General features: G+C 40.1%; 4 protein-coding genes. 2 read left to right on the top strand and 2 right to left on the bottom strand.

Going from position 1 to position 4,090, the window contains the following annotated elements:
* The first annotated feature begins 307 nt into the window (after window positions 1-307).
* Entirely contained in the window at window positions 308-766 is a 459-nt protein-coding gene (locus ETF27_RS06045; protein ID WP_130828734.1) for an HU family DNA-binding protein, read from the top strand.
* Window positions 767-939: 173 nt separating this feature from the next.
* Here ETF27_RS06045 and ETF27_RS06050 read toward each other — a convergent pair whose 3' ends face one another.
* Together ETF27_RS06050 and lepA are read right to left on the bottom strand one after the other, a co-directional pair.
* Complete coding sequence (locus ETF27_RS06050) at window positions 940-1,536, bottom strand: Crp/Fnr family transcriptional regulator (protein ID WP_130829722.1); 597 nt, start codon at window positions 1,534-1,536, stop codon at window positions 940-942.
* A gap of 24 nt (window positions 1,537-1,560) precedes the next feature.
* Window positions 1,561-3,342 carry a translation elongation factor 4 gene (lepA, locus tag ETF27_RS06055; RefSeq protein WP_130828733.1) on the bottom strand — a complete coding sequence of 594 codons (1,782 nt, stop codon included), beginning with the start codon at window positions 3,340-3,342 and terminating at the stop codon, window positions 1,561-1,563.
* Between the two features lie 168 nt (window positions 3,343-3,510).
* On the opposite strand from lepA, the gene ETF27_RS06060 reads away from it, so the two are divergent.
* Window positions 3,511-3,909 (top strand): hypothetical protein, encoded by a 399-nt coding sequence (locus ETF27_RS06060; RefSeq protein ID WP_147785591.1) that lies wholly within the window; start codon window positions 3,511-3,513, stop codon window positions 3,907-3,909.
* The last annotated feature ends 181 nt before the right edge of the window (window positions 3,910-4,090 follow it).

Consider the following 4,090-nt stretch of genomic DNA (forward strand, 5'->3'; position numbering starts at 1 on the left):
TCCGACGGCTTATTTCAACTATTTTATCATGGTCGAGAGATTTTATCAGCTGACCATATACCGGCTGTCCGAAGAAATGTGTACTTTTGCCCATGTTATCTGAGTTTGGAAACAAAAGCAAAGATAACAAAAAGGGCTGATACCTCGTGAGAAGTGTCAGCCCTAATTCATAAAAAATGTGGGATGTTTAGCGGACAGTAATAAATCTTTTTCCTATCTTTGTGGCAGACGCGTGGACGGAAGGTTCTGCGAAGGGTGCGGATAATGTTGCCCATGCGATCTATTAACCATTTAATTTTTTAGCAGTATGGATTATTCACTGAACAAACGAAAAATGGCTCTCGGTCCGTCGAAGGGCAAGGAAATGTTTGTGGCAAGCCCTGTTTGTCAGAAACAGCGTATTTCGTTCGACCAACTTTGCGAGCGCATGGTGGAGGATTCCACCGTCGGACAGGCGGATGTGGCAGCCGTATTCTACAAGTTCCGCAAGACTTTGAACCAGCTTTGTTCGCAAGGCTACATCGTCGATGGCGGTCCGCTGGGCACATTCCGTCCCACGTTCACATCGAAAGCGGTAGAGAAAGAGGAGGATTTCAAGCCATCGGAGTGTATCTCGAAGACGCAGATAATTTTCACGCCAACGACCGATTTCCGCCAACTTAAGAATGTCGAGTTCTTCCGTGTGGAGAAGCAAAAGAAGAAGAAAGCCAAGCCGTCGGGTGGCACAACGGGTGGCACAACGGGTGGCGAAAATGTGAACCCATAAAGAATTAGAAAAATCCCCCTCTTCCATTCGAGTGAAGAGGGGGATTTTTTCATAAAATTAGTCTGTGCTCCGTATTCGGCGTTGGGAATGTTCAAGTCCCCGTTGAACATGCCATTATGCCAACAACCATTGACTTTACAAATCAACTTTTTTAAGGAAAGACAATAGGGGGATTACCAGTCAAGAACCGTCGATGCTCTTACACGACTTAATGTTTCGGGAGTCATCTGCAAATAGCTTGCAATATATACCAAAGGCGCGCGCAGAATTACCTGCGGATTCATCTTACACATTTTCTTGTATCGATCTTGAGCAGTCTCAAATCGAACAAGATCTGCGTGTTTTTGGGAAATGATAAGGCTTTCTTCAAGAATTTTACGATAAAGTATCTGAATATTAACATTATGCAAGGCTACTTGTTCCAATCGATGTTTCGGCAGAGCGAAAACAAGCGTCGATTCCAAAGCTTCAACCTGAAGTTTTGTGGGCTCTTCTCTGAAAAGACTTTCTATACACATGAAAATTGTTCGGTCTTCGCCCAAATGTTCTGTGATTTGTTTTCCGTTTTTGAAATAAAATTGACGAATAAGTCCGTGCTCTATATAATAAATATTCTTACACACTTCGCCTTCTTTTAATATCATTTCACCTTTTGCAAATTTTATGGGTACGAGAATACTTTCAAGAACATCCAATTCGTCATGGGTCATCGTACTATATTTACGCGCCAATTCGCGTGCGATATCTCTGGTCTCGATAGTCTCTTTCATTAATAATTCCTCCTTCACTGTTAATCAGTCCAATTTCAACACTGCAAGAAACGCTTTCTGTGGGACTTGGACATTACCAACTTGTTTCATGCGTTTCTTGCCTTTTTTTTGTTTCTCCAATAACTTACGTTTACGGCTGACATCACCTCCATAGCATTTGGCCGTTACGTCTTTTCTAACTTGTTTTACCGTTTCACGCGCAATAATTTTCCCACCTATGGCTGCTTGTATGGCAATATCGAATTGTTGTCTTGGAATTAATTCTTTTAATTTCTCGCACATTCTTCTCCCGAATCCAACAGCGTTACTTTCATGAGTCAAAGTGGAAAGAGCATCCACGGGCTCTCCATTTAACAATATATCGAGCTTTACAAGTTTTGACGGACGAAAAGAATCGATGTGATAATCGAAAGACGCGTATCCTTTGGAGATGCTTTTCAACTTATCATAGAAGTCAATCACGATTTCACCCAGTGGTATCATAAAAATCAACTCAAGGCGATTGCCGCTGACATAGTTCTGACTTACGAGTTCCCCCCTCTTATCCAAACACAAAGTCATAATCGGTCCGATATAATCAGCAGATGTTATAATGGAAGCTTTTATATATGGTTCCTCAATATGTTCAATCATAGTAGGCTCCGGCAATCCTGATGGATTATGAACTTCCTTACTTTCTCCCATCTTGTCATACACCATGTAACTGACGTTGGGCACGGTAGTTATTACATCCATATTGAATTCCCTGTCAAGTCGTTCCTGTACGATTTCCATATGGAGCAAACCTAAAAAGCCACACCGAAAGCCAAATCCCAAAGCCTGTGAACTTTCAGGAAGAAAGGTAAGAGAAGCATCGTTGAGTTGCAATTTTTCCAATGAAGCGCGCAAATTCTCATAATCATTGGGATCAATCGGATACACACCGGCAAATACCATGGGTTTCACCACTTGAAAACCGGCAATGGCTTGTTCGCAAGGTTGCTCAATATGAGTAATGGTATCTCCCACTTTTACTTCTGTGGCATTTTTTATTCCGGAAATAATATAGCCCACTTCTCCCGTTGATAATTCTTTGGTAGGCTTCATGTCCATTTTTAACACCCCCACCTCATCTGCATCATATTCCATACCCGTTTGAACAAACTTTACCTTATCGCCTTTTCGAATCACTCCGTTTGTCACCTTGCATAGAGTGATGATGCCTCTGAAAGAATTGAATATGGAGTCGAATATCAATGCTTGCAAAGGAGCATTTTTATCACCAACGGGACACGGAACGCGTTCAACGATTGCTTCCAATATCTTGGAAACCCCATCGCCCGTTTTTCCGCTGGCACGAATAATGTCCTCTCGTTCACAGCCAATAAGTTCAATGATTTCATCTTCCACCTCTTCAGGCATGGCGTTGGGCATATCTATCTTATTAACAATAGGAATTATTTCCAAGTCATGATCTATGGCCATATAAAGATTGGATATAGTCTGAGCTTGCACTCCTTGAGTAGAATCAACAATTAGCAAGGCTCCCTCACAAGCCGCTATGCTTCTCGAAACCTCGTATGAGAAATCTACATGTCCCGGCGTATCAATCAAATTCAGAATATATTTTTTTTCTTGATACTCGTATTCCATTTGGATGGCATGACTTTTAATGGTAATTCCTCTCTCACGTTCCAAATCCATGTTATCCAGCATCTGACCTGCCGTTACTTGGATGGTATTTGTATATTCAAGAAGGCGGTCTGCCAATGTAGATTTCCCATGATCTATGTGTGCAATGATGCAAAAATTTCTTATATTTTCCATTGGGGGTATTATCTTTTATTATGCAAATTTACCAATAAAAAACGAGAAATAAGAAAGAACAATTTATAAAAATGCGCAAAAAAGCTTATCTTTGCAACGGCGAGCTCATGGGTAAAGAATATCTAATTGTGAGGTCATCTTATCTTTTTATCATATAAACATAAAGACATGAAGAAACTAATTCCATTATTCCTAATTTTTCTGATACCGGTTGCTTGTCAGGAAAATTTGGAAGAACGTGTGGCAAAAGAATGTAAAGAGTACACAACAAAAAGATGTCCAACACCAATAAGGAATAATACACGTATGGATAGTATGAGTTTTGATACCGATACTCGAACCATTCGTTACTATTATAGTATCTTTAATGAAGCGGATAATCCTAAGATTATCGAATCCAACAAGAAACAATTGGTCCAAACGCTGCTAAAAGCTGTAAAGAATGAAACGAACACCAAAGCATACAAAGATGCAGGATTCAATTTTCGTTATACCTATCACTCTGGGAAAGCCCCTCAGAAGACATTGCTGGATATTAAACTAACAAAGAACGATTATCGAAAGTAACAATTCATGAGGGTACAACCATTCGTTGGATTTATTAATTATGGGTATGACCAACAATGTCCTAAATATTCTTCATTCACCCATCCAAATGTCTTATACGGATTTAGCTTGTCACAATTCTGACTATAAAAAAAGTAAGAAATTATGACAAAACGTAAAACCCCGCGCGAATTTTCGTATT

Origin of the sequence: Prevotella brunnea, from assembly GCF_008016795.1 — a bacterium.
GTDB lineage: Bacteria > Bacteroidota > Bacteroidia > Bacteroidales > Bacteroidaceae > Prevotella > Prevotella brunnea.

Excerpts from the sequence above, each read along its gene's own strand:
- ETF27_RS06045 (WP_130828734.1), top strand. The coding sequence starts at position 308 with ATGGATTATTCACTGAACAAACGAAAAATGGCTCTCGGTCCGTCGAAG.
- ETF27_RS06050 (WP_130829722.1), bottom strand. The coding sequence starts at position 1,536 with ATGAAAGAGACTATCGAGACCAGAGATATCGCACGCGAATTGGCGCGT.
- lepA (WP_130828733.1), bottom strand. The coding sequence starts at position 3,342 with ATGGAAAATATAAGAAATTTTTGCATCATTGCACACATAGATCATGGG.
- ETF27_RS06060 (WP_147785591.1), top strand. The coding sequence starts at position 3,511 with ATGAAGAAACTAATTCCATTATTCCTAATTTTTCTGATACCGGTTGCT.